Source organism: Kitasatospora sp. NPDC094016 (genome assembly GCF_040304045.1).
GTDB lineage: Bacteria > Actinomycetota > Actinomycetes > Streptomycetales > Streptomycetaceae > Kitasatospora.
Genome location: NZ_JBEOUK010000012.1, coordinates 47635 through 69881, shown reverse-complemented (window position 1 = coordinate 69881; position 22247 = coordinate 47635). Strand labels below are relative to the sequence as shown.

Genomic DNA, 22247 nt, shown 5'->3' with positions numbered 1-22247 from the left:
CGTTTCGGTCCTATGTTCTGGCCTTGTGGAGATCATTGAGGAATCTGCACGCGAGGCGCGTCTTGATGAAATCCCTGCGCTTGTACTTCTGGGTTTTGAGGGTTACCTTCAACGGGCCCCGTGCTACCTGTTGTTCGATTTCGTAGGCATCGTCCGCCACGGCTTTCTCGAACTCTTCCAGCATCTTCCGATCCTGCGTGCCGGTGACGTGCTCCTGGAAAAGTCCCCAGACCGTCTCCAGCTTGGGCGAAGTCTTCACCTTGTAGTACTCGGCGGCACTCGTTGGCAGCGTCCAGTCCGGATCGTCGTAAACGAGGCGCGCTTCTTCCCCGTCCTTGAACCTGACAGGGTTCTCATTCACTGCAATATTGTGATATTCCCACATCGATTGACTGCCGTGCATCGGGTCGAGGAGGTATCCCTGACAGACCTGCCGGATGTGCCCGATCTCATGGACGAGTACCTGCTTCCTGGTGAACCCTCCGGTCGGTTTCTCCGAGATGAGAATCAGGTCGTGTTCGGGAAAGTAGGCCCCGCCTCGACTCTGCTCGAGCTGGGAATCCGCGCGGGTGTCGTTCGAGCAGGGAGGCTGCGGGATCACGGTGCAGACGCTCTTGCCGCCGAAGTCCCCGTCGACCTGGTAGAGGTACTTGCCGCCGTAATCCCTGAAGAGCTTGTCGGCCGGGTAGTCCGCAGGTGCCAGGACCACCCGGATCTCCCGATCGATCTTGAAGAATTCTCTCGTCCCCTCGATCAGGGCGACATCCTCATCCGGAAAGCGGTCGTCACCCTGCTGTCCCGAACCGTTCGTCATGGGCTCTGCCTCATCCCGCAGTCTCGGCGTACACGCACGAAGCGATGTGCGTGCGGCTGCTCCGTACAGACGCCGACACTATGGCCCCCGCGCGGCTGCCCCGTCTCGCGGACGGCCGAGCCGCGCCTGTGAATGCGGCCAGATGGATGCCGGGCTCATCGGCCCCTCGCTCCGGAGCGGCGGGAGCGACGCGGGCGGGCGGCAGGCGACCGTGAGTGCAACAGCTTTCAGCAGTAACGCTTTCGATAAGTCGTCATGGTCGCCGACCGTCTTCAACGGCGGCAGACCCGTCAGGCTTCGCGCTGTTTCCGCCGGAACGCGCGACCGCGACGCCTGCGCCGTACGGGGAGGACCCACCATCGTGCCCACGAGGCAACACGGACGGCTGCTGCTGCCCGCCGTCACCCTGACCGTGCTCGGGCCGACCACCACCCAGGCCCTGTCATGGTGGCCGTTCTCAGTCCGAGGGCGTGACCGCTGGTGAACAGGCCGGACTGCGCGACGTTGAGCGTGTGAAGGTGCGGCGGTAGGCGGTGGGGGTGGTGTCCAGTGCGCGCCGGAAGTGCAGCCGCAGGTTGGCCGCCGTGCCCAGCCCGCAGTCCCGCGCCACCTGCTCCACCGAGCGGTCCGTGGATTCCAGCAGCTCCCGCGCCCTGCCCAGCCGGGCGTTGAGCATCCACTGCAACGGGGTCGTGCCCGTCTCCTCGGTGAACCGGCGCATGAAGGTGCGCTGCGAGAGGCCCGCGTGCCGGGCGAGCACGCGCAGCGAGAGCGGCTCGCCGAGCCGCTGCAGGGCCCAGCCACGGGTACCGGACAGCGACGCCTCGCCGGCCACCGCGACGGGAGCCGGGACGTACTGGGCCTGCCCACCGTCTCGGTGCGGGGCGGCGACCAGACCGCGGGCGATCTGGTTGGCCGTCTCCGCGCCCAGGTCGCGGCGCACGATATGCAGGCACAGGTCGATGCCGCAGCACACCCCGGCCGAGGTGAGCACGTCGCCCTCGTCGACGTAGAGCACGTCGCGGTCGACCGAGACGGCCGGGAAGTTCCGCTCGAACGAGTCGATGTGCTTCCAGTGGGTCGTGGCGTGCAGCCCGTCCAGGACGCCCGCCGCGGCCAGCGCGAAGGCGCCCGTGCAGATCGACACCACGCGCTTGCCTCGGTCGCGGGCTCCGGCCAGTGTCTCGAGCACGGCGTCCGGCAACGGGAGGATCAGGTCGAATCCCGGCACGATCACGGTGTCGGCGGTGCTCACCCGCTCCAGGCCCTCGTCGGCGACCAGGGCGAAACCCGCGCTGGTGGCCACCTTCGGCTGCAGCGCGCACAGGGTCATCTCGTAGGGGGTTTCCGGCCGGGTGGTGAAGATCTGCGTCGGGATCGCCAGGTCGAGGGGGGTGACCCCGTCCAGCGCCAGGACCGCGACTCGATGCACTGCCATGGCAAGATTCTAGCGAAGTGAGGAAATTTTGCCTCTCACCAGGTCAGGGCGGTCCGGGCCAGGCTGAAGACATGACCGGACCTACCCGCGAGGCGACCGCCGACCTGATCACGCTGCCAGGCACACCGCTTGCCGACGCCGTCATGAACCTCGTCCGACCGGTGGAAACGCCGTCCGTCTTCAACCACAGCATCCGCAGCTACCTGTTCGCCCGGCTGGTTGCCGGCCGCCTCGGCCTGGTCGTCGGCCACGACTACCAGGACGACCTGTTGTTCGCCGCGTGCGCGATGCACGACCTCGGCGTGGCGTCGGACGGCCCGCACAACCAACGGTTCGAGGTCGAAGGCGCCGACCGGGCCGCCGCATTCCTCATCGACCGCGGATTACCCGCGATCGATGCCGACCAGGTCTGGCAGGCCATCGCCCTCCACACCTCCCCGGGTATCGCAGAACGCCGTGGCACGCTGTGCGTGCTCGTCCGTGAGGGTGTCGCACTCGACTTCGGTGGCCCGATCGGCGCCGACCACGTCGACGCCGTCACCGACGAGCAGGCCGACGCCGTGCACACCGCCTATCCACGGCTGGACATGATCCGCTCACTCACCGACGCGATCGTCGCGCAGGCCGCGAAAGACCCGAAGAACGCACCCCGGTACACGATCCCCGGCGAATTCCTCCGTGAACGCGAGACCTTCGGCCGGACCCGGCTGGAGCACGCCTGCCGTTCGTCCCGCTGGGGCAACTGACTCCACGGACCCCGCGACCGCGTCACCGAAGAACACGACCGCGTCACCAGAGAAAAGGAAGCACCGCAATGACCGTCCACACCGTCGCGATCCCCGAGGACAACACGGTCTTCGGGCAGACCACCAGCGCCTTCGCAAGCTTCGGCTATTCCGCCGCGGTCCGCGCGCACGGCCTCCTGTTCATCGCCGGAACGATCGGTCGCCGCGCCGACGGAACCATCCCGGACTCCATCGAGGAGCAGACCGAGATCGCCATCCGGAAGATCGAAGAGATCCTTCGACTGGAGAACCTCGACCCGTCCGCCCTCGTCGACGTCACCAGCTACCACGTCGACATCCGCCGGCACTTGCCCGGCTTCATCGAGGCCAAACAGCGCCTCGTCGAGGCGCCCTACCCGACCTGGACGATCATCGGGGTCAGCGGCCTCGCCAGCCCGGGACTCCTCGTCGAAATCCGCGCGACCGCCGCGTATCCCACCGCATCCCGGTAGACCGCCGCTCCTGGGCCGGCGCCCGGCCCAGGAGCCCGTCGCGACGGTTCTCAAGCGATCCCGGCACGGGCGCATCCGGTCGGTGCTGGTCCTGCGGGGAGGGCGCCGGTCTGCGCGCCCGGGTCGCCGCTTCAGGCGCGTCGTCGAACCGGAATCAGGGCCCCCGTCGCCGCCGATTTCCGTTCGATTCCCCCGAGGGCCGGGCCCGCTCCGTCGCCGAACGGGCCGATCTCGCCCAGTGGCTGACTGTGCGTGCCGACGGTGTTACGCTCCCGAGAGAAGAGAGAGCTGGCTCTCACTTGTCGGGCCGGGACGCCGCTCGTCCGCCCTGGCCCGGACGTGCAGGAGAGGGCGGTTCTGCCGAACGTTCGCTGCTCTTGTGGCCTTTGGCCGGTGAGGAGACACCATGACCGCCCCCGCACCGCAGTTACCCTTCGAGCGCCCCGACGCCCTGGACCTGGCGCCGCTGTTCGCGCGTCTGCGCGAGGAAGGTCCGATCACGCGGGTGACGACACCCGCCGGTGACCCGGCCTGGCTGGTGACCCGCTACGAGGAGGCCCGGGAGGTTCTGAGCGACGCCCGGTTCTCCCGGCTGCGCCCCGATTCCGAGGGCGCGCCGAGGATCTCGGAGTCGGCCCTGCACACGCGCCCCGCCCCCTCGCCCGAGGAGGAGGACCGCGAGCACACGCGGATGCGGCGGATGCTGGCGCCCGCGTTCAGCGCGCCGCGGATGCGCCGGCTGGGCGAGCGGATCGGGGAGCTCGCCGCATCCTGCCTGGACGCGATGGAGGAGGAGCGTTCACGGCAGCCGGAACGTGCCGTCAACCTGCACGACCACCTGTCGTTCCCGTTGCCGGTGATGGTGATCTGCGAGCTGCTGGGTGTGCCGGTCGCGGACCGGGGCCTGCTGCGCGGCTGGTCGGAGCGGATCGCCGCGCTGTACGGCGGGGCCGACGGCGCCGTGGCCATGGCCGAGTTCGAGGCGTACGTGGCCGGCATCGCCGAGGAGAAGCGGAAGCAGCCGGGGCAGGACGTGATCAGCGACATCCTGGCCGTGCAGGCGGAGGACCCCTCGTTCACCGAGGGGGAGATGACCCGGCTGGCGGTGGGGCTGCTGTTCGCGGGCCACGAGACGACATCGGCCCGGATCGACCTGGGGGTGCTGTTCCTGCTGAGCGACACCGCCCGGCGGGACCGCTTCGCCGCCGACCCGGACGCGCTGGCCCGCGCCACCGTGGAGGAGGTCCTGCGGATGGCCTCGCCCGGTGGCCTGGGCCTGACCCGCTACGCCCGCGAGGACGTCACCGTCGCGGGGACCGCGATCGCGCGGGGCGAGGCGGTGCTGGTGGCGATCAACGCCGCGAACCGGGACGGGCGGGTCTTCGAGGAGCCGGACACCTTCGACCCGTCGCGTTCCCCCAACGCGCACCTGGCCTTCGGGCACGGCGGCCACTACTGCATCGGCAACGTGCTGGCACGCACCGAGATGCAGGTCGCGCTGACCGCGCTGTTCCGGCGCTTCCCCGACCTGCGGCTGGCGGTGGACGCGCGGAGCCTGCGCGACCACGCCGAGCGGCTGGCGGGCGGCCTCAGCGAGGTCCCGGTCCGGTGGTGAGCGAGGAGCAGCCGCGTGAGCGGCCGGTCGCGTGGGTGGAGGCGGACACCTCGCGGTGCGTGTCGTCGGGGCAGTGCGCGGTGACCGCGCCGCTGGTGTTCGACCAGGACGAGGCCGGGCAGGTCGTCGTGCTCGCCGCCGAGCCCGGCGCACGGGCGGCGGAACTGGCCCGCCAGGCGGCCGCCATGTGCCCGGCCTCGGCGATCCAGGTGCACCCGGCGCGCTGATCCGGTGCGCTGGCGGCAGGTGGTTGATCCGGTGCGCTGGCGGCAGGTGGTGCCGGCCGCCCCCGCGAGGGCGGCCGGCACCCGCCTCGGCGTCAGGGCGTGCGGGTGTGCAGCGCGGGGGCGGGGCAGGGCAGCGGGCGGGCCCCGGCGGGGATGAGACCGTCGAGGACCAGCGCCAGGTACCGGCGCCAGCCGTCCTCGCGGGGTTCCATCGTCCACAGCACCGAGACCAGCATGACGACGACGCGGTGCAGGTCGTCGGGTACGAGGTCGGCGCGGATCACACCTGCGTGCTGGCCCCGCGCCAGGAGGGCGTCGAGGGCGGCGAAGAACTCCTGCCCGGTCGCCGGGGTCAGGACGCCGGCGGAGCGGGCGGCGGCCAGCACGTTGTAGTCGCCGGCCACCGATTCCAGCGCCGCCTCCAGCACGCGGGCCAGACCGGAGGCGGGGTCGGGGTCGTGGGCGGCAGCCCGGATGACGGGGCGGACGTTCTCGCCGAAGCGCTCGTCCAGTACGGCCCGCAGCAGCGCGGCCTTGTCGGGGAAACGGCGGAAGAGCGTGGCGGCCCCGACGCCGGCCCGGCGTGCCACGTCGTCGAGGAGGGCGTCGGGGCCTTGTTCAGTGAAGACCTCCCGGGCAGCCCGGATGATCTTTTCCGCGTTGCGGGCGGCGTCGGCGCGCAGCAGCCGGGGGGAGTCGAGGGCCATTGCGGCAGCCTATCCAAGGGTCGGCGCAACGGCGTCGGACGGTCCGGGTGCGCGGTGGTGCGGGGCAGACGGGGGAGCGCGCCGGGCGGCGGAGACCGCAGGGCGGGGGCCCGGCCGTCGCGCTCCCTCCGTGGTTCAGGCGTCCAGGTGGGTGGGCGCGAACATCCGCAGCAGGGCGGGCAGGACGAGCACGTTGGGGCCCGGGGCGGCGAGTGCGGCGGCCAGGTCCCGTGCGAGGTCGTCGGGTGTGGTGTAGGCGGCCGGGACGCCGAAGGACTCGGCCAGGCGGACGAAGTCCGGGCGGGCCAGTTCGGTGGCGGTGGCCTCGCCGAAGGCGCCCGTCATGTACTCGCGCAGGATGCCGTAACCGCCGTCGTCGATGATCAACCAGGTGACGTCGAGGCCGAGTTGGCGGGCGGTGGCGAGTTCGGCGAGCGAGTACATCGCGCCGCCGTCGCCGGAGACGGCGAGGACCGGGCGGCCGTCCGCGGCCACGGCGGCGCCCAGTGCGGCGGGGTAGCCGTAGCCGAGGCCGCCTGCGCCCTGGGCGGAGTGCATCGCGCCGGGGCGGCGGGCGTCGAAGGCGGACCAGGCCCAGTAGCCGAGGATCGTCATGTCGAAGAAGACCGGCGAGTCGTCCGGCAACGCGTGGCGAACGGATGCCAGCACGTCCTGTTCGAGTTCCAGCCCCTGGCCGTCGATCCGTTCCTGGACGCGCTTGAGCAGTTCGGCGGCCACCGCCTCGGCCCGGCCGTCCGGTACGGCGGCCGGTACCGAGTCGCAGAGGGCGGCCAGGGCGAGGCGGGCGTCGGCGTGGATGCCGAAGGCCGGGTGGTTGGCCTCCAGCTTGCCCGCGTCGGCCTCGATCTGGATGATCCGGCCGCGCGGCGCCATGGTGTGGTAGTTGCTGGAGAGTTCTCCCAGGCCGGAGCCGACGACGAGCAGGACGTCGGCGTCCTCCAGCAGGTCGGTGGTGTGGCGGTCCTCCAGCCAGGACCGCAGCGACAGCGGGTGCTCCCAGGGGAAGGCCCCCTTGGCGCCGAAGGTGCAGGCCACCGGGGCCCGCAACAGCTCGGCCAGCCGCAGCAGTTCGTCACTGGCTCCGGCCCGGACCACGCCGCCCCCGGCCAGGATCACCGGGCGTTCGGCCTCGGCCAGCAGCACCGCGGCCTCGGCGATCAGCTCCGGGCGGGGGAGCGGCGGCCGGGGTTCGGCGCGCAGCCCGGTGACCGGCGGTACGGTCACCGGCGCGAGCAGGACGTCCTGCGGGATCTCCACCCACACCGGCCCGTACGGCGCGCTCAGCGCCGACTCCCAGGCGGCGGCCAGCGCGGAGGGGATCTGTGCGGGGGTCCGGGCGGTGTGCACGGACTTCACCACGTCGCGGAAGCTGGCCTGCTGGTCGACGAGTTCGTGCAGGTAGCCGCGCCGTCGCCCGCCCAGTCCGGCCGAGGGGATCTGGCTGGAGACGGCGAGCACCGGCACCGAGGCGGCGGCGGCCTCCTGGAGCGCGGCCAGCGAGGTGAGCGCGCCGGGCCCGGTGGACAGGAACAGCGGGGCCACCGTCCCGGCGGTGCGGGCGTAGCCGTCGGCGGCGAAGCCGGCGTTGTTCTCCACCCGCAGTCCCACGTACCGCAGGTCGGAGCGGCGCAGCGCGTCGAACAGGCCGAGGGCGTGCTGGCCGGGCAGGCCGAAGACGCACCGGGCGCCGAGCGTGGCGAGCGACTCGACCACCAGGTCGCCGCCGTTGCGGAGGTGCGTCATGCGCGCACCTCGCCGGTGGCGTCGTGGGACTCCGTGCGGGCGTCGGTACGGGCGCCGGCGCGGCCGTCCGGGCGGCCGCCCGCACCGGCTCGCGGACCCTGCTCCGTGCGTTCGCCCGCGATCTGGCGGGCCATCAGCGTCGTCAGCTCGTAGGCGGTGTGCGAGGCGGCCACGGCGGTGATCTCGGCGTGGTCGTACGCGGGTGCGACCTCGACCACGTCGGCGGAGACCAGGTGGCAGCCGCTCAGGCCGCGCAGGATCTCCAGCAGCTCGCGCGAGGTGAGTCCGCCGGCCTCGGGGGTGCCGGTGCCGGGGGCGTGCGCCGGGTCGAGCACGTCGATGTCGATGGAGATGTACAGGGGGCGGTCGCCGACCCGCTCGCGCAGTTGCTGGGCGACCTCGTCCACGCCGCGCCGCAGGACGTCGGCGGAGGTGACGATGCCGAAGCCGAGCTTCTCGTCGTCGGTGAGGTCCTGCTTGCCGTAGAGCGGCCCGCGGGTGCCGACGTGGGAGAGGGCGGAGGTGTCCAGGATTCCCTCCTCGACGGCCCGGCGGAACGGTGTGCCGTGGGTGTACTCGGCGCCGAAGTAGGTGTCCCAGGTGTCCAGGTGGGCGTCGAAGTGCAGCAGCGCGACCGGCCCGTGCCGGCGGGCCACGGCGCGCAGCAGCGGGAGCGCGATGGTGTGGTCGCCGCCGAGGGTCATCAGCCGGGCGCCGGTGTCCAGCAGTTCGCCGGCGGCTGCCTCGACGGTGTCGACCGCCTCGTGGATGTCGAACGGGTTGGCGGCGATGTCCCCGGCGTCGGCGACCTGGGCGAGCGCGAACGGCGAGGCGCCCTGGGCGGGGTTGTAGGGGCGCAGCAGCCGGCTGGCCTCGCGGATCGCGTTGCCGCCGAAGCGGGCGCCGGGCCGGTAGGAGACGCCGGTGTCGAAGGGCACGCCGACGACCGCGACGTCCGCGCGCGGGACCTGGTCGATCCGGGGCAGGCGGGCGAAGGTGGCGGGCCCGGCGTAGCGCGGTACGCGGGAGGAGTCGGTGGGGCCGAGGGGGCTGTGGGGGTCGGGGGCGGTGCTCATGGCTGCTCCTGGAGTCGGGCGGGCGGGGCGTCGTCGGGGCGTTGCCGGGGAGTCGGCGTCGGGGCGTCGGCGGGCAGGCGTTGCGCCGGGTCGACGGGGGTCAGTTCGCGTGGTCGGGGGCGATCCGGTCGGCGAGGCGCAGGAGGGCTGCCCAGGCCAGCTCGGCGGCCCGGTCGTCCTGGAGGTCGGAGCCGTGCTCCTGGCCGGTCAGCTGGCGGGCGGTGAGCTCGGCGGTCTCGCGGGACGGCAGGACGAGCGGGCCGCCGCCGGCCTGGGCGGCGATCTGGATCTCGCAGGCCTTGTCCAGGTAGTACATCCGTAGGAAGGCCTCGCCCGGTGTGCGGCCGACGGTCAGCAGGCCGTGGTTGCGCAGGATCAGCGCCGGGTGCCCGCCGAGGTCGGCGACCAGTCGCTCCTGTTCGGCCAGGTTGAGCGCGACGCCCTCGTAGTCGTGGTAGCCGACCCGGTCGTGGAACTCCATCGAGATCTGGTTGAGGGGCAGCAGCCCGTCCCGCTGGGCGGCGACCGCGCAGCCCGCCCGGGTGTGCGTGTGCAGCACGCAGTGGGCGTCCTGGCGGGCCGCGTGGACGGCGCTGTGGATCACGAAGCCGGCCGGGTTGACCGGATGGGGGGTCGGTTCCACCGGGTTCCCGGCCAGGTCGATCTTGACCAGGTCGGAGGCGGTGATCTCCTCGAACAGCAGGCCGTACGGGTTGATCAGGAAGTGCTGCTCGGGGCCGGGGAGGCGGACCGAGATGTGGGTGAAGATCAGGTCGGTCATCCGGAAGTGGGCGACCAGCCGGTACACGGCGGCGAGTTCGCGGCGCAGCCGGGCCTCGTCCGGTGCGGGCGGGGTGGTCGGTACGGACGCAGTGGTCGGGGCGGTCGGGGCGGCGGGCAGGTCCATGAGGCTTCCTCTCAGAGTGCGGCGGCCGGGGCGGTGGCGGCGGGAGCGGCCGGGGTCTCGGCCTGCCCGGCGAGCCGGCCGCGCCAGTGCTCCAGCACGGTGGCGTCGGTCGGGCGGGTGGCCAGGCTGACGGCCAGGTAGGCGACCAGGCTCACGGCGAGGCCGAAGTAGATCGGCTCGTTGGCGAGGACACCCTTGGCGGCCATCAACGCGATCACGGTGCCGCCGCCCGCGACCATCGCGGCGAGCGCGCCCGGCAGGTTGCCGCGCCGCCAGACCAGCCCGCCCAGGATCGGCACCAGCAGACCGCCGACCAGCAGGTTGTACGCGACGGTGAGCGCCGAGATCACGTCGTCCAGGACGCAGGCGACGCCGATCGACAGCACGCCGAGGGCCACGATCGCCAGCCGGTTGGACCGCACCTCGTCATGGTCCGTGGCCGCGGTGCCCGGCCCTCCCCGGCCGACGAGCGTGCGTACCCGGGCCCAGATGTCGTTGTTGGCCACGGTGGCGGAGGCGATCAGCGCGCCGCTCGCGGTCGACATCATCGCCGACAGCGCCGCCGCCAGGACCAGGCCGCGCACCCCGGCCGGCAGCGTGCTCTTCACGATGGTCGCGAACGCGGCGTCGGGGCTGGCAAGTTGGGGGTAGAGCGCCTTGGTGGCCATCCCGATCACCGCGCCGGCGACGGCGTACGCCAGGCAGTAGGCGCCGGCCACCGTGCCGCCGTACGTGGCCACCCGGTCGGTGCGGGCGGTGAACACCCGCTGCCAGATGTCCTGGCCGATCAGCATGCCGAAGGTGTAGATCAGCACGTAGGTGAAGATGGTGTCGCCGCCGATCGAGCCGAACGAGAAGTAGCCGGACGGCAGTTCGGCCTTCAGCTGGGCGAGGCCGCCGGCCTTGACGACGGCGACCGGCAGCAGCAGGAACAGCACCCCGATGCTCTTCACCACGAACTGCACCATGTCGGTGAGGGTGATCGACCACATGCCCCCGAGCGCCGAGTAGCCGACCACGATGGTGCCGCCGATCACCACGGCCGCCCAGCGGGGCACGTCGAACAGCACGTCGAAGACGCTGGCGTAGGCGATCGTCGAGGTCACCGCCAGCATCAGGGTGTAGACCCACATGACCACGCCGGAGATCACGCTCGCCGCTCCGCCGTAGCGCAGCGACAGCATCTCGGCCACGGTGTACACCCGCAGCCGGGCGATCCGGGCGGAGAAGAGGATGCTCAGCGCCAGCAGGCCGAGCCCGATCGCGAACACCATCCAGGCGCCCGACAGGCCGTAGGAGTAGCCGAGCCGCACGCCGCCGATGGTGGACGCGCCGCCGAGCACGACGGCGGCCATCGTCCCCGTGTACAGCACCGGGCCCAGACGGCGGCCCGCGACGAGGAAGTCCGCCTTGGAGGAGGCGCGCCGCTTGCCCCACCAGCCGACGCCGACGATGCCCAACAGATAGCCGATCATCACGACGTAGTCGAGGGTCATGGGGGGTCCTCCGATCCGGCCGGACGCGCTGGGGGAGCGGGCCGGGCCAGGGCTGTGGGTGGGGGAGCAGGCGGGGCGACGGACGGGGCAACGGACGGGGCGGCGGGCGGGACTGGCAGGGCGCACAGGAAAGGCGGGGAACGGGGGGGCGAACCGGGGGTGCCCGAAGGGAAACGCCGTGCGCTGAACCTAAACCGCCCCGCCTGGCCTGCAGAAGTATCGGTTTCATCCAATATCGTGGGGTCAGATGTGCAAAACCTCCGACGAAAGGCCGCCGGCGTGCCCGACCCAGCCCCCGCTCCCGCCTCCGGCAGCCCAGCCGTCCCGCTGACCGCCCTGCTCGCCGACCCCGTACTCGGACTGCGCCGGATCGCCGGACCGGCCGACGACCGGCTGATCGGCACCGTCGGCACCACCGAGGTCGAGAACCCCGGCCCCTACCTGCTCGGCGGCGAACTGCTGCTCACCGCCGGTGTCCGCCTCCCGCAGGACGCCGACGGCATCGACGCCTACGTACGCTGCGTCGTCGAAGCGGGCGCCGCCGCACTCGGCTTCGGCGTCGCGCCCGTCTACGACGAGGTGCCGGCCGACCTGGTCGCCGCCTGCGACCGGCACGGCCTGCCCCTGCTGCGGGTGCCCGACGGCACCCCGTTCGTCGCCGTCGGCCGGGCCGCCTACTCGGCGATGGCCGAAGCCGCCCACCGCGGCCTGCGGCAGATCTCCGAAGCCCAGTCCGCACTCGCCTCCGCGGCCGCCCGCCCCGACGCGCTGCGCGCGGTCGTCCAACAGCTCGCCGTGCACCTGGGCGGTTGGACGGCACTGCTGGACGGGCGCGGCGTCGAACTGTTCAGCGCCGGAGCGCGTCCGACCGTGCCGGTCCTGGCCGAACTGCGCGCCCTCGCGGAACGGACCACCGCGCGCGCCACGGGCCGCGCCCAGCCCCCGACCGCCGCCGCCCAGCACCACGCCGGGCGGCACCTGACCGTGCGGACCCTGCCCGGTTCGGACGGTTCCGGCGGCCCCCTCACGCTCGTCACCGCCGCCGAGGAACCGCCGACCGCCGTCCACCGGTCCGTGGCCGGGGTGGCCGTGGTGCTGCTCTCGCTGCTCACCAGCCCGCGGCACGCGCTCGGCACGGACGCCCGCAGCGCCGGAGCCCTGGTGCGGCTGCTGCTCGGCGCCGCACCGGAGGAGGCGGCGGCCGCCCTGCTGCCGCCCGACGGCGCCTGGGTGGTCGTGCACGGCCGGCTGACCGGCCGGGCGGGCGGCGGCGGGGAGGCCGTCCAACTCGCCGCCCTCGGCACCGCCCTCGGCACACCGCACCTGGACCTGGACGGCACCCGGCTGCGGGCGCTGCTGCCCGGCTCGGCGACACCGGACCGGATCGTGGACACCGAATCCGCCGCCCGGCTCGGCTGGACGCTCGGCGTCAGCGCGCCCGCCCCCACGGCGGAGCTGAGGATCGCCGACGCCCAGGCCGACCGGGCCCTGCGCCACGCGCTGGCCACCGGCGCCGCCGCCGTCCACCACCGCGAGGCCGTCGGGCCGAGCATCCACACCCTGGTCGCCCCCGAGGACGCCGCCGCCCTCGCCCGCAGCACCTTCGCCCCGCTGACCGCCGCGGGCACCCCCGGGCCGGCCGTGCTCCGGGAGACCCTGCGCACCTGGCTCGCCCTGCACGGCAGCTGGGACCGTACCGCGGCGGCGCTCCAGCTCCACCGCAACACCGTGCGCCAACGCATCGCCCGGGTCGGCGAATTGCTCGCCGTCGACCTCGGCGACGCGGAGGTCCGGATGGAACTCTGGTTCGCCCTGCACTGGCTCCCGCCCGACGCGCACTGACCACGGGCCGGCACCGCCGTCCGGCGGCGAGACGTTCGTGCGGGGCCCGGTCAGCGGCGGGCCAACACCGCGACCTCCCCGCCGAAGCCCACCACCAACCGGCCATCCGGCGCCACGGCCACCGTGCGGACCGATAGCGGGAACACCAGCTCCGGCCCGGCCTGGTCGCCGGTGGTCAGGTCCCAGGTCCGCACGGTGCCGTCGTCGCCGCCGGTGACCGCCAGGGGGCGGCCGTCCAGCACCGCCGTCGCCTGTCCGCGTGAGTGGCGACCAGGCGCCAGGTCCTCAGGCACCGCCGGCACGTGGCGAGCACGCGGCCGCCGGGAGCGGCGCGGCTCGCTCGCCGGGCGTCAGCCGAGGGTGGCGTCGAGGAAGGCGTGCCAGGCGGCGTGGACGCGGGCGGCGTGGTTCCCGCCACCGTCGTCGCCGTCCTCGTTCCCGTTCCCGTTCCCGCTCCCACCCCCGCCCCCGCTCCCGCCGCCGTCGGCGAGGAGGTCCAGCAGCAGGCCGCGGAGAACGGCCAGCACCACGGTGGGATTCGCGCCGGTGCTGTCCAGAGCGCGTTCCAGGGGCGGCAGCCACTCCTCCAGCGAGGCGGTGCCGAAGTCCAGCCAGGGCCCGGAGCCCCCGAAGGCGCGGACGTACCCCTCGAAGAACAGGCGTAGCGCGCCCCGGTGCTCGGGCTTCGTCAGCCACTCCCAGAGCAGTTCGAGGGTCTCGCGGGCGTCGCCGCCCTCGGCCTCGCAGCGCTCCAGCAGTGCGAGCTGCTCGGCCCGGCCGACCGCCAGGACCTCCCGGACCAACTGCTCCTTCGACCCGAACAGGTACAGCAGCACCCGCGGGCTGGAGCCGATCTCGGCCGCCAGCGGGCGCAGCGAGAGGTCGGACACGTTGTGCTCGGCGACGTAGCGGACGGTCGCGGCGAGGATCTCCTCGCGGCGCCGCGACGGGCGGGAGCGCGCATCTGCGGGATCGGGGGTGGACACGTGGTCTATCGTTCCACTGAAACGACTGTTTCAGTGGAAGTTTCCTCCTGGAAGGGATGCCACCATGGCCGCCACCGCACCCGGATCCGCGACCGTCCGCGAGGCCGTCCGCCCCGGGGACCTCGGCACCGTCGCCGCCCTGCACGGTGTCCTCTACGCCCAGGAGTACGGCACGGACGAGACCATGGAGGCCTTTGTCGCCGCGGGGATGGCCGAGTTGGTCCTCGCCCGGGCCCGCGAGGGCGGTGCGGCGCCCGGTCGTCTGTGGGTCGCCGAGCTCGACGGCCGGGTGGTCGGCGCCACCGGCCTGGTCCGGGCGGACGAGCGCCCGGGCTGGGGCCAGCTGCGGTGGGTGCTCCTCGACCCGGTCGCCCGGGGGCGGGGCCTGGGCGGCCGGCTGCTGGAGACCGCCCTGGAGGAGGCCCGCGCCCGTGCGTACGAGGGCGTGCTGCTCTGGACCATCGCGGGCCTCGACGCCGCCCACCATCTGTACGCGAAGGCCGGTTTCGAACTCACCGTCTCCCGTCCCGCCCGCAGGTTCGGCCTGGACACGGTCGAGCAGCGGATGGACCTGCGGCTCTGAACGGGCCTCTGGCGTAGGCGACTTCAGCCCTTCCGCCCTTCCGCCCTTCCGCCCTTCCGCTCCTCAGGGCTTCGGGCCGGGGGATCCGCTCGCCCGACAGAGCTCCGCGTACCGTCCGGCGCGGGCGAGAAGGTCCGCGGGCGTGCCCGACTCGACGACCCGGCCGCCGTCCAGGACGATGATCCGGTCGGCATGCCGGACGGTGGACAGCCGGTGGGCGATCGTGATCGTGGTACGGCCCGCGGAGAGCGCGTCCAGCGCCCGCTGGACCGCCTTCTCGGTGATCGTGTCCAGCGCGCTGGTGGCCTCGTCCAGGACGAGGACCGGCGGATTCCTCAGCATGGTCCGGGCGATCGCCAGGCGCTGTTTCTCGCCGCCGGAGAACCGGTACCCGCGCTCGCCCACGATGGTGTCGTACCCCTGCGGCAGGCTTTCGATCAGTTCATGGATCTGAGCGGCTTCGGCGGCGGCCGCCAGCTCGCCCGCCGTCGCCCCGGGCTTGGCGAACCGCAGGTTGTCGGCCACGGTGGTGTGGAAGAGATGGGTGTCCTGCAGGACGATGCCGACCGTCTCGGCAAGGGTGGCGAAGCTGAGGTCACGGATGTCGACGCCGTCGATGGTGATCCGACCGTCCGTGACGTCGTAGAGGCGCGGGACCAGATGGCCGAGGGTGGTCTTGCCCGCGCCGGTGGCGCCGATGACCGCCAGCTTCTCACCAGCCGGCAGATCGAAGTCCACGCCCTGGAGGACGAGCCCCGAAGCCGGGTAGGAGAAGCTCACCCGCTCGAAGCGGACGTGTCCGTGGCGCCCGGTGAGCGGAACGGGATCCCTGGGCTCCGCGACGTCGACCTCGAGGTCCAGGTACTCGAAGACCCGGTCGAACAGGACCATGGAGCTCTGGATACCGATGCCGGTCTGCAACAGGGTCATGACCGGCCCGAAGAGGCCCTGTTGGAGAGCGGTGAACGCGACGACGGTGCCCACGGATATGGTCGGGCCACCGTGCCCACCGACGATTCCGGCCGTCCAGTAGAACGCTATCGGCATCGCGGCCACGATGATCGAGATGATGGACTGGCGCCATCGTCCGGCCATCGAGGACCGGACGGTCAGATCGGCGAGGTCCCGCGACCGCCCCGCGAACTCCTTGACCAGCGTGTCGGTGCGCCCCATCGTGCGGCCCAGCAGGAAGCCGCTGACCGACAGCGACTCCTCGATCAGGCTGAACATCACGGCCAGCAGGCTCTGTTGCTGCTCGACGATCCCGCGTCGCTCCGCGCCGACCCTGCGGCTGATCCCGACGAAGAACGGGAGCACCCCCAGGGACACGGCCGTCAACTGCCAGTTCAGGGAGAGCATCGCCAGCAACGTGGCCACCACCGTGGTGGCACCGGCGACGATCGTGGCGGCCGCGCCGGTGACCGTCGACTGCATGGCACCGATGTCATTGGCGATCCGGGACTGCACCTCGCCCGTACGGGTCGCCGTGAAGAAGGACAGGGACATCCGCTGCAGATGCGTGTAGACCGCGGTGCGCAGGTCGTCCATCACCCGCTGCCCCAGCGTGACCAACAGGTAGGCCTGGAGCACTCCGGCGGACGTGCTGGCCACCACCAGGGCGAGCATCCCGGCGGCCAGCCCGGTCAGAAGTCCGAGCCGGCCCTGGGGCAGCGCGACGTCGAAGATCTGCCGCAGCAGGAACGGCGGTGCGATCGCGGCCAGTGATCCGGCCGCGACCAGCAGCAGTACGGCGCCGAGCCGGAGCCGGTGCGGCACGAACAGGCCCATGGCCCTGACCAGTGGTGCGTGCCGACTGTTCTTCCGTTCTTCGGACAAGGGCTCCTCCCTTCTGTCCGTCGGACGCGTCCGCCCGGTGCCCCGGTCCGCGGGACCGGGGCACCGGGCGGATCCGCGTGAGTCGGTCGGCTCGGCACGCACCCGGCCGACTGCCCGTCCGTCTATCAGGACAGGGTGAGGAATCCTTCGCGGACCAGCGTGCGCACGAGCAGCAGGCAGCCCGGCTGGTCCAGGCCACCGGGGATCGAACCGGCGGTGAACCCCTGACCGTCGCTCTCCGCCACGAACCTGACCTCATCGGCCACGTGGACCGGCAGCTGGACGGTCTTGCTGTGGAACTCGAGCTCGACGACCTCCTCGCCGAGTGCCATGCTCCACCGCAGACCCGGACGACGCCGCACCCGGGTGTCGAGGTCCAGCTGCGGCAGGCTCTCCAGGTCGCCCAGGTGACCGCGGAGCGTCACCGGAGCGAGCGAGGTCGTCTGCTTCACGGCCCTGGCCGTCATCCCCTGGGGCGAGAGCCGGGCGGCGAGCGCATCGATCAGCTCGGCGAAGACGTCCTCGGCCTGCTCCTGGAGGTGCTTGTCGTCGGCGAATCCTAGGGGCATGCTCCTGCGGAACCGCTCGTCCCCCTCGAAGACCTCCCGGACCGCCTCGCTGATCAGCGCGGGTATCAGGACCGGGTGGACACCGAAGGTGAGGTGCATCGACGCGGCGTCGTTGGACGTCGCGGCGTGGACGGTGCCACGGGGCAGGTAGAGGAGGCTGCCCGGCTGGAGGTCGAACTCCTCCTCGACCTCCGGCACTTCGCCGGAGTGGTCGTACCTCTGACCCTCCAACGGCAGCGCGTACGGTGCCCCGTACAGCCGCCAGCGCTTGCTGCCGTACGCCTGCATCACGATCACGTCGTGGCTGTCGTAGTGCGGGTCGAATCCGCGGGCCCGCCCGCCGGGGGTGAGGTACACGTTCACCTGGAACCTGGCGTTGACCCCGGCGCTCAGCATCGCGGTGAAACGCGCCAACGGCTCCCAGCGGCGTTCGAGGGCGTTCAGGATGACGGTCGAACCGGACCGGTACCGCTCGTACAGCGCCTCCAGCCGGCTGGCGGTCATGTTGCGGCCGGGGGCGCCCAGTTCGGACACCGGGGTCTCCTTGCCCTCGCGGATGACCCGGACGTTCCCGAAGTCCGGACCGGACTGGCCCAGCACCCGGTCCACGTCGTCGAGCGTCAGGAGATCCGCGAAGTACTCGGGGTCGTTCCTGGGGATGTGCAGCGGTCGCCGCTCCCAGTACTCGTCGCGGAACGTCGGAAGGGGCACCGGGTGGAGAAGGCGGGAGAGGCCGGAGGAAGGCCGTTCCTCGGACTCGGCCCCCACCTGGTCCGTCAGAGAGGTCATCGAGATCTCGTGTCTCCTCACAGAGGTCGGCCGGCCCTGCTGACGCGGTGACCGGCAGCCATGTCGTCCTTGCCGTTCTTGTGGTCCTTGGCGTTCTTGCCGTTCTTGGCGTTCTTGCCGTTCTTCGGGGAGGGGTCGCGCCGGGAACGCGGCCCCTCCCCGGCCCGTGAGACTTCTCGGACGGGCTCTGCTCAGGCGAGGTCAGTCGGTGTCGTCGATGAAAAAGTCCTTATGACCGGAGTCGTTGTTGTTGTTGTCGTCCGCGGGCCCGAAGCTGATGTCATCGGGCGTGATGGCCGTTTCCACGTCCGGAGCGCGCACGACGACGATGTCGGCCGGGTCGAGGCTGTGTGTCACATGAACTCCCTTCTGAGAGCCGGTGGAAGCTCCAGCGTGGGATCCGCGGTGATTGTCCGTCTACAGGAGGGCGTGAAGGCCCAGGTAAGTGGCGGACAACCCGAGGCGGCCGCGGACAGCGGAGGGTGGAGAGCGGGATCCGAGGTTGTCCGCGCCGATCCCGGCCGGACTCCGGGCAATCCTCCGAGCACGCCGGTTGTCGTCCGCCCGGCTGTGCGCGGCGGAGCATCAGCGCGGTACGGGCGGGTCCGGATGCGGAACCTCTACCGCGAACCCTGTCGGCACACGGCGCTCGTCCGGGGGAGCCGTCCTCGCCCCGTGTCGGTGATCACCATCGTGCTGGTCCTGCCCGCCCCTGCGGTGGACGCCCCCCGGCCGCCCTCGGCGGCCGGGACCACCGCCTCCCGCTCGATCCGCTCCAGCGGCAGCGCGTTCAGCGCCCGGCACGCCAGGTCCAGGAACTCGACCACCTGCACTGTGCGGCTCCGCGACGGTGGTCCGCCAGGTGCGCGACAACGTGGCGATGGACACCCGGACGACGGCCACCGTCACCAGCTGCAACGAACTGAGCAGGAACCCGCACTGCGGGGGCCACTGGACGGTCGACGGCCGCACCTACTCGGGGAACCGGCTGGCAGGAACGGTGGCGCTCGGCTCGGCGGTCGAGGTCCGGTACGCGCCTGGGGACCCGACCCGGGCGGTGCCCGCCGACGAGTCGGTCACCCCGGTGTCCATCGCGGGTGGCATCGTGGTCCTCTGCTGCCTGATCGGCCTGGTGCCGACGGGGCTGTGCGAGTGGCGGGCCGGACGCGCGATGCTGACCGAGGCCCGTCAGCCGGCCCTGTGAAGCGACCGCACCACGACCTGCTGGCACGGCGGGGCCGGAACCGATCACCCGGACGGGGGCGCCGTGGCCGAGTCAGGATGGCGAGTCGGTCAGGCCGGTGGGGACCTGCCAATCGCGGCGGCGGCCCTTGTTCGTCAGCAGCAGTCCCTCCTTGAAGACCAGCAGCCCCAACTGGCTCGCCACCTTCGCGGCCAACGGCACCGTGTCGCCCGCCTTGCCGTACCCGAAGTCGGGCAGCGCGGCGAGCTGCAGTCCGAGCTTGGTGAAGTCCGCCGGAGGCACCCCGACGAGGTCGGCGGACTTGTCCCCGATCAGGTGCCGGATCAGGGTCGGTCCCGCTCCCGGCGGCACGGGCAGCACCTCCCGGATGAAGTCCAGCACGCCCTTGGTCAGCACGGTGCCCGCTTCCGACGAGCGCTGCTGCCGACCGAGGATCACGTCGAACAGGGCGGAACCGTCACCGAACTTGACGGCGTTGAGCTGCTCCTGCACACCGAGGACATGGCCGACCACCCGCCAGATGTGGAAGTAGGCGTCCCGGTCCTCCGGCAGCAGCTCGACGCCCAGCTTGGCGAGTCCGTGCGGGATGACCACGGAGAAGCTCATCAACGTGCCGGCCAGGTCCTCCTGGTTGACCGGCACCCCCAGCCTGGCGCTGTCCCAGTCGTCCAGGCGGGAGATGTGATAGCGCATGGTGGCGTGCAGCAGCCGGATCTTCTGTGCGGAACGCAACCCGCGACCGCCGGGCCCCAGGCCGTCGTCGTCGAGGACGTCGACGACGAACTGGGAGGTCTCCATCAGCCGCCGGTACACCCCGGAGGTGAGGCGCTGCGACCGGACCAGCACCTCGGCGCCGTTGCCGCAGGAGTAGTCGAACGGGAGCGAGCCGCACAGCAGGACTGCGGCAATGAGCGGCTGGTAGCGGCCGAGGAGCTGGTGTCCGCGTTCCATCCGCGCCCGATCGGCCCAGGGCGGCAGATCGGCGGACTCCGCGAAGTACTGCTGTAGCGCGGGCGGCAGACCTGCCGGCACGGTGTCGCTGTCGCGCCCGAAGCCGAGCAGTGTCTGCCGTACCTGTTCCTGCTGCCCCAGCCGGTAGGTCTCGGCGATGGCGTCGTCCGCGAGGGGATCGCCGGTGCCGCGCATCCGGTCGAGCAACTCGTCGGTCCAGCCGTTGGCGGTCATGCGGTCCTCCGTTGCAGCCGGCAAGGGATGCATATGCCTATCACCCTGCTGCGGGGGCCATCGGCACCTTCACCCGAACGAGCGCGCGTCGGCCCTGCTCTGCTTCCACATCGCCGTCGGGGGCATCCTGGTCGCCGAACGCTACGGCCCGGTGCTGGCCCGGCTCGCCACCGACCACTGCGGACGCGGTTTCCTGTACCACCTGGACGTCGACTTCGGCTTCGACGAGACGGTGCGCCAGCACGCCGACCGCCCGCCGGCCGCCGAGTTCTCCCCTGAGCGGATGGTCGGCCCACGGGCCGCACGGGTTTCGGACTGCACGTGCGGGGCTGATCCGCGAGGTCCCGCCCCGTCGTCCGCTCCAGCAGTGCAGCCCCAGGCGGGACGACCTGGGGCTTTCCCGCGACCCTCCGTCGCCCCGGCGACGCGGTGCGTGGGGGTCGGCCCGCGCCGGCGAGCCCTGCCGCCCGGCCGCGCTTCAGCCGCAGTGCTCGAAGCTGTAGCCGCCGTCACCGAATCCCGAGAACTCGTTGTACCTCAGCTCCCCGATGAAGTCGATGCAGGCTCCCTTGGCGTACGCGTAGACCGGGCCCGCGTACCGCGTGTAGTTCTGGTCGACGCCGTCCCGGACCCAGCTGCCGTCCCCGGACCGCCGGATGAAGACAGCGATCCGGTTCTGGCCGGTGACTGTCGCGTCGTTCCCGCGGGCGATGGCGCAGTTGTATCCGTTCGCGCTGTTGTAGTAGATGTCGATGAACCCGACCACCACGCCGACGTTGTGACGGTCGTTGATGTCCCAGCTCTTCTTGAAGGCGTACGCGCTCCCGCACTTGTTGACCCGGTCGGTGGCGTGGGCCGCGCCGGCGGAGAGGCCCACGAAGCCTCCGGCGAGGACGGTGGCCGCGAGTACGGCCGCAAGGTGCTTCTTGATCACGGAGAGCTCCTTCGTCGTGTCCTGGTTGCTGAGGGCCGGAACGGCGGGCGACCGTCGCCGTGGGACGGCTCGGAGCCGGCTCCGGGGCGTGCCTGGTCGCAGTGGGTGGCCGACCGCCCCCGTCGTCGGCGGTCGGCCGCCCGGCCATGGTTCAGCCGCAGTGCTGGGAGTTGTAGCCGGAGGCCCCTTGGCCCGAGGGCTCGTTGTACTTCAGCCCTCCGACGAAGTCGATGCAGGCACCCTTGGCGTACGCGTAGACCGGGCCCGCGTACTGGGTGTAGTTACTGCCGGCACCGTCGTCGATCCAGTCGTTCGTTCCGGAGCGTCGGATGGCGATGAAGATCTCGTGGTGATTGGTGACTGTCGCGTCGTTCCCGCGGGCGATGGCGCAGTTGTATCCGTTCGCGCTGTTGTAGTAGATGTCGATGAATCCGACCACGTGTGCGTCGCCGTTGTCCTTGATGCTCCAGCTCTTCTTGAAGGCGTACGCGCTCCCGCACTTGTTGACCCGGTCGGTGGCGTGGGCCGCGCCGGCGGAGAGGCCCACGAAGCCTCCGGCGAGGACGGTGGCCGCGAGTACGGCCGCAAGGTGCTTCTTGATCACGGAGAGCTCCTTCGTCGTGTCCTGGCGCGGGCTTCGGCGAGTTGCCCGAAGACCCGGTGGAGTTCCCACAGTGCGAGCACATTTGATTGTCCGTCAAAAAAATTCAGTCGCGGACCAGGTGAACAGCGGACAACCCGGATTGGCCACGGACACGGCAGGGGGCAGGGGGCAGGGGGCAGGGAGTGGGGGGCGCCGGACGCCCGCAGGGTCGATTCGAGGGGGAGACCGAGCAGGCGGACGACCTGGCCGGGTTGGTGCGGGAGGTGACCTCCGGGCTCACCGTCCGCGCACCGGTGCCGCTGGCACCCGAGGCCGACCGGCAGCGGATCAACTGGATCACCGTCCTGCCCGACCTGCTGTTCGGCTTCACCGCCGACCACGGTGCCGAACAGCGCGGGCCCGCCCCCGGGGAGACCCGGGGGCGGGCCCGCGCC

General features: G+C 71.9%; 23 protein-coding genes and 1 pseudogene. 7 read left to right on the top strand and 17 right to left on the bottom strand.

Going from position 1 to position 22247, the window contains the following annotated elements; all coding sequences use genetic code 11:
- Positions 1–10 precede the first annotated feature (10 nt).
- Together ABT015_RS14275 and ABT015_RS14270 are read right to left on the bottom strand one after the other, a co-directional pair.
- The gene (locus tag ABT015_RS14275) at positions 11–814 is read right to left on the bottom strand and encodes a hypothetical protein (RefSeq protein WP_350879250.1); all 804 of its coding nucleotides are present in this window, start codon (positions 812–814) and stop codon (positions 11–13) included.
- Positions 815–1271: 457 nt separating this feature from the next.
- On the bottom strand, positions 1272–2252 hold the full coding sequence (locus ABT015_RS14270; protein ID WP_350879249.1) for a GlxA family transcriptional regulator: 981 nt from the start codon (positions 2250–2252) through the stop codon (positions 1272–1274).
- Between the two features lie 71 nt (positions 2253–2323).
- On the opposite strand from ABT015_RS14270, the gene ABT015_RS14265 reads away from it, so the two are divergent.
- The 4 genes from ABT015_RS14265 (at position 2324) to ABT015_RS14250 (ending at position 5331) form a co-directional block, all read left to right on the top strand.
- Positions 2324–2998: an HD domain-containing protein gene (locus ABT015_RS14265; protein ID WP_350879248.1), complete on the top strand. Its 675-nt coding sequence runs from the start codon at positions 2324–2326 to the stop codon at positions 2996–2998.
- Positions 2999–3066: 68 nt separating this feature from the next.
- Positions 3067–3489, top strand: a complete 423-nt coding sequence (locus tag ABT015_RS14260; protein ID WP_350879247.1) for a Rid family hydrolase — start codon at positions 3067–3069, stop codon at positions 3487–3489.
- 406 nt (positions 3490–3895) lie between these two features.
- Positions 3896–5104, top strand: a complete 1209-nt coding sequence (locus ABT015_RS14255) for a cytochrome P450 (protein ID WP_350879246.1) — start codon at positions 3896–3898, stop codon at positions 5102–5104.
- Positions 5101–5331: a ferredoxin gene (locus ABT015_RS14250; protein WP_350879245.1), complete on the top strand. Its 231-nt coding sequence runs from the start codon at positions 5101–5103 to the stop codon at positions 5329–5331. The genes ABT015_RS14255 and ABT015_RS14250 overlap by 4 nt, the downstream gene beginning before the upstream one ends.
- Before the next feature lie 92 nt (positions 5332–5423).
- Here ABT015_RS14250 and ABT015_RS14245 read toward each other — a convergent pair whose 3' ends face one another.
- The 5 genes and pseudogenes from ABT015_RS14245 to ABT015_RS14225 all read right to left on the bottom strand — a co-directional run bounded on the left by ABT015_RS14245 (position 5424) and on the right by ABT015_RS14225 (position 11281).
- Positions 5424–6038: a TetR/AcrR family transcriptional regulator gene (locus ABT015_RS14245; protein ID WP_350879244.1), complete on the bottom strand. Its 615-nt coding sequence runs from the start codon at positions 6036–6038 to the stop codon at positions 5424–5426.
- A 135-nt stretch (positions 6039–6173) separates the two neighbouring features.
- On the bottom strand, positions 6174–7802 hold the full coding sequence (locus ABT015_RS14240) for a thiamine pyrophosphate-binding protein (RefSeq protein WP_350879243.1): 1629 nt from the start codon (positions 7800–7802) through the stop codon (positions 6174–6176).
- A 104-nt stretch (positions 7803–7906) separates the two neighbouring features.
- Positions 7907–8878 (bottom strand): annotated as a pseudogene (speB, locus tag ABT015_RS14235) (agmatinase); the annotation flags it as partial.
- 100 nt (positions 8879–8978) lie between these two features.
- Entirely contained in the window at positions 8979–9785 is an 807-nt protein-coding gene (locus ABT015_RS14230; RefSeq protein ID WP_350879241.1) for a class II aldolase/adducin family protein, read from the bottom strand.
- Positions 9786–9796: 11 nt separating this feature from the next.
- The gene (locus ABT015_RS14225) at positions 9797–11281 is read right to left on the bottom strand and encodes a sodium:solute symporter family protein (RefSeq protein WP_350879240.1); all 1485 of its coding nucleotides are present in this window, start codon (positions 11279–11281) and stop codon (positions 9797–9799) included.
- 279 nt (positions 11282–11560) lie between these two features.
- Here ABT015_RS14225 and ABT015_RS14220 point away from each other — a divergent pair, with 279 nt between their 5' ends.
- Positions 11561–13123: a PucR family transcriptional regulator gene (locus ABT015_RS14220; protein WP_350879239.1), complete on the top strand. Its 1563-nt coding sequence runs from the start codon at positions 11561–11563 to the stop codon at positions 13121–13123.
- A gap of 50 nt (positions 13124–13173) precedes the next feature.
- On the opposite strand, the gene ABT015_RS14215 is transcribed toward ABT015_RS14220, so the two are convergent.
- Complete coding sequence (locus ABT015_RS14215) at positions 13174–13416, bottom strand: hypothetical protein (protein ID WP_350879238.1); 243 nt, start codon at positions 13414–13416, stop codon at positions 13174–13176.
- Between the two features lie 57 nt (positions 13417–13473).
- Positions 13474–14109 (bottom strand): TetR/AcrR family transcriptional regulator, encoded by a 636-nt coding sequence (locus ABT015_RS14210; RefSeq protein ID WP_350879237.1) that lies wholly within the window; start codon positions 14107–14109, stop codon positions 13474–13476.
- A gap of 64 nt (positions 14110–14173) precedes the next feature.
- Between ABT015_RS14210 and ABT015_RS14205 the strand changes: the two genes are divergently transcribed.
- A complete protein-coding gene (locus tag ABT015_RS14205) occupies positions 14174–14692 on the top strand; it encodes a GNAT family N-acetyltransferase (RefSeq protein ID WP_350879236.1) in 519 nt (172 codons plus the stop codon).
- A 63-nt stretch (positions 14693–14755) separates the two neighbouring features.
- Here the strand turns inward: ABT015_RS14205 and ABT015_RS14200 are convergent, their stop codons facing one another.
- From ABT015_RS14200 to ABT015_RS14185, 4 genes are all read right to left on the bottom strand, one after another.
- Positions 14756–16480: an ABC transporter ATP-binding protein gene (locus ABT015_RS14200; RefSeq protein ID WP_350879367.1), complete on the bottom strand. Its 1725-nt coding sequence runs from the start codon at positions 16478–16480 to the stop codon at positions 14756–14758.
- Positions 16481–16653: 173 nt separating this feature from the next.
- On the bottom strand, positions 16654–17886 hold the full coding sequence (locus tag ABT015_RS14195; RefSeq protein WP_350879235.1) for a cupin domain-containing protein: 1233 nt from the start codon (positions 17884–17886) through the stop codon (positions 16654–16656).
- A 201-nt stretch (positions 17887–18087) separates the two neighbouring features.
- Positions 18088–18243, bottom strand: coding sequence for a hypothetical protein (locus tag ABT015_RS14190; protein WP_331742852.1), 156 nt, complete (start codon positions 18241–18243; stop codon positions 18088–18090).
- 263 nt (positions 18244–18506) lie between these two features.
- Positions 18507–18719, bottom strand: a complete 213-nt coding sequence (locus ABT015_RS14185) for a hypothetical protein (protein WP_350879234.1) — start codon at positions 18717–18719, stop codon at positions 18507–18509.
- A 29-nt stretch (positions 18720–18748) separates the two neighbouring features.
- Here ABT015_RS14185 and ABT015_RS14180 point away from each other — a divergent pair, with 29 nt between their 5' ends.
- The gene (locus ABT015_RS14180; protein WP_350879233.1) at positions 18749–19090 is read left to right on the top strand and encodes a hypothetical protein; all 342 of its coding nucleotides are present in this window, start codon (positions 18749–18751) and stop codon (positions 19088–19090) included.
- 72 nt (positions 19091–19162) lie between these two features.
- Here ABT015_RS14180 and ABT015_RS14175 read toward each other — a convergent pair whose 3' ends face one another.
- The 4 genes from ABT015_RS14175 to ABT015_RS14160 all read right to left on the bottom strand — a co-directional run bounded on the left by ABT015_RS14175 (position 19163) and on the right by ABT015_RS14160 (position 21813).
- Entirely contained in the window at positions 19163–20275 is a 1113-nt protein-coding gene (locus ABT015_RS14175) for an oxygenase MpaB family protein (protein WP_350879232.1), read from the bottom strand.
- A gap of 40 nt (positions 20276–20315) precedes the next feature.
- Entirely contained in the window at positions 20316–20519 is a 204-nt protein-coding gene (locus ABT015_RS14170; RefSeq protein ID WP_350879231.1) for a hypothetical protein, read from the bottom strand.
- Positions 20520–20753: 234 nt separating this feature from the next.
- Entirely contained in the window at positions 20754–21209 is a 456-nt protein-coding gene (locus ABT015_RS14165) for a hypothetical protein (RefSeq protein WP_350879230.1), read from the bottom strand.
- A 151-nt stretch (positions 21210–21360) separates the two neighbouring features.
- Positions 21361–21813, bottom strand: coding sequence for a hypothetical protein (locus ABT015_RS14160; RefSeq protein ID WP_350879229.1), 453 nt, complete (start codon positions 21811–21813; stop codon positions 21361–21363).
- Between the last annotated feature and the right edge of the window lie 434 nt (positions 21814–22247).